This is a genomic window from Bacteroides sp., assembly GCA_036351255.1.
Classification (GTDB): domain Bacteria; phylum Bacteroidota; class Bacteroidia; order Bacteroidales; family UBA7960; genus UBA7960.
The window spans coordinates 1-2,636 of record JAZBOS010000064.1 but is presented as its reverse complement, the minus strand read 5'-3'; the positions used below and the strand labels follow the sequence as shown (position 1 = coordinate 2,636).

Sequence of the window (2,636 nt, the reverse complement as noted above, 5' to 3'; positions counted from 1 at the left end):
CCGGCAACAGGATCCTCACCGAATTCGGGATCATTGCCTCCCTGAACATCCTTATCGCCTACATACTGACCCTGTTTCTCATACCCATCTTCTTCAGCTACCTGCCACCGCCAAAACCCCGTCACACGAAGCACCTGGAGAAGGGGCTGACTACCAGCATCGTAGACCGGCTTTTATTGATCGTCCAGAAGAAAAGAAACATAATTTACATGGCTGTCGCCCTGCTCATTGCCATAGGGGTTATCGGTGTCACCCGGCTTGAAACAACCGGGAATATTGTTGATGATATTTCCAAAAGCAACAAACTATACACGGATTTGATATTCCTTGAAAAGAATTTCAAAGGAGTAATGCCCCTGGAGATAAGCATAGACACAAAGGAAGCGGAAGGTGTTTTTAAAAATAACGCCAGGACCCTTTATAAGATCAAGCGATTGCAAAAAGTCTTCACCAAAGATTCCCTTTTCAGCCCATTTTTTTCGCGCCCCTTATCCATTGTTGATGGCATAAGTTTCTTTTACCAGGCGCACATGGGAGGAGATCCCAAGTATTTTATACTTCCACCTCCTTCCAAGTTAAAGGAACTTACGAATTATACAAGCAATATAGGCGGTGGCAAAGCGTTCCGGTCTTTCATCGACAGCACCAATCGCCTCACCAGGATAAGCATTCAAATGGCCAATGTGGGGACCAAGGAGATAGAATGGATCAGCGACAGCCTTGAGCTGAGGGTTGACCGGATCTTCCCTCCTGAAGAATACGATGTTTCAATAACCGGCACCAGCATAGTCTTTCTGAAAGGCACCAATTACCTTGTACGGAACCTCATCTCCAGCCTTATACTGGCCCTGGTGGTGATCTCGATGCTTATGGCATTGTTGTTTTCTTCATTCAGGATGATTTTCATCTCCCTGGTCCCGAACCTTATACCTTTGCTGCTGACCGCTGCCCTGATGGGGTTCCTGGGTATCTCCATCAAACCATCAACCATCCTGATATTCAGCATTGCCCTGGGTATCTCCGTGGATAACGCCATCCATTTCCTGTCAAGGTACAGGCTGCACCTCAGATGGAATAACTGGAACATTAAAGAAGCCGTTCTGGAAGCCCTCAGGGAAACAGGCTACAGCATGATGTATTCCTCGGTGGTACTCTTTTTTGGGTTCGCCATTTTCATCCTGTCTTCATTCGGCGGAACAGAAGCCCTGGGATACCTGATATCATTCACACTGGTCATTGCACTGCTCTGCAACTTGTTTTTGTTACCATCGCTCCTGCTGACGCTTGACAAGGCCATTACCACGAAACGATTTAAAGAACCTTTCCTCGAGATCCTGGTGGAGGATGAGGAGGGAGACATAGAGATTGATGAACTTGAAATTGAAAAGACATGAAAGGAATCATTTTAGCCGGTGGGGCCGGCACAAGGTTATTTCCCATTACCCTTGCAATCAGCAAGCAGCTTATGCCCATTTATGACAAACCAATGATCTATTATCCCCTCTCGGTGCTGATGATGGCGGGCATCAACGAGGTCCTTATCATCACGACCCCGGAAGATTCAACGGCATTCAGGCGTTTGCTCGGTGATGGCAAACAGCTGGGATGCAGGTTTGATTATGCCGTACAGGAACAACCTAACGGATTGGCCCAGGCATTTGTGATTGGAGAGGACTTCATCGGGAGGGATAAAGTGGCCCTGATCCTGGGAGACAACATCTTTTATGGCGCCGGGTTAAAGGAATTACTGCAGTACAACAATGATCCGGATGGCGGGGTCGTATTTGCCTATCATGTAAGCGATCCCCAGCGCTATGGCGTGGTGGAATTCGACAGTGAGAACATGGCCATCTCAATCGAAGAAAAACCGCAACAGCCCAAATCAAATTACGCGGTGCCCGGGCTTTACTTTTATGACAATACGGTTGTTGAAGTTGCTAAAAACATCAGGCCCAGTGCACGGGGAGAATATGAGATTACCGATGTAAACAAGCATTACCTGAAGGAAAAGAAGCTAAAAGTGGGTATACTTGGCAGGGGGCATGCCTGGCTTGACACCGGTACTTTTGAATCATTAATGCAGGCAGCCCAGTTTGTCGAAGTGATTGAGCAGAGGCAGGGCCAGAAAATAGGGTGCATTGAAGAAATAGCTTATAGAATGGGTTTCATCGACAAAGAGCAACTTCTGACAATAGCGGAACCCCTTTTAAAAAGCGGGTATGGGGATTATCTCCTCAGACTTGTCAAGTAAGATTCATCCATGAAGAACAACGAACTGCTTATAAAATTTGAGAAAGCCCTTGAAGCCGGGTCTTTTACAGGATACCCCAGGGAACTTTACGAACCCATTGCCTATACAATGGGCCAAAAAGGCAAAAGGATGAGGCCGCTGCTTCTGTTAATGTCCTGTGAGCTCTTTGGAGGCAATAGCCTGGACGCCATTTACCCTGCCATGGCCATTGAAGTTTTTCACAATTTTACCCTGGTGCATGATGATATTATGGACAAGGCCACCCTGAGAAGGGGGAAGGAAACAGTTTACCAGAAGTGGAATGAGAGCATTGCCATACTCTCAGGCGACACCATGTTTGCGCTGGCAAATAAGTATATGGTTAAATGCGGGCATGACAGGTTGG

At 47.0% G+C, this 2,636-nt stretch carries 3 protein-coding genes; all 3 read left to right on the top strand.

Annotated features, from left to right (window positions below):
- On the top strand, positions 1 to 1,394 hold a 1,394-nt coding region (locus V2I46_06070; protein MEE4177060.1), incomplete at its 5' end, for an efflux RND transporter permease subunit.
- Positions 1,391 to 2,251: a glucose-1-phosphate thymidylyltransferase RfbA gene (rfbA, locus tag V2I46_06065; GenBank protein MEE4177059.1), complete on the top strand. Its 861-nt coding sequence runs from the start codon at positions 1,391 to 1,393 to the stop codon at positions 2,249 to 2,251. The genes V2I46_06070 and rfbA, both read left to right, overlap by 4 nt.
- Positions 2,252 to 2,260: 9 nt before the next feature.
- Positions 2,261 to 2,636, top strand: a 376-nt coding sequence (locus V2I46_06060) for a polyprenyl synthetase family protein (protein ID MEE4177058.1), incomplete at its 3' end; no start/stop codon positions are given.

Coding starts and splice junctions, on each gene's coding strand:
- rfbA (MEE4177059.1), top strand. CDS start 1,391: ATGAAAGGAATCATTTTAGCCGGTGGGGCCGGCACAAGGTTATTTCCC.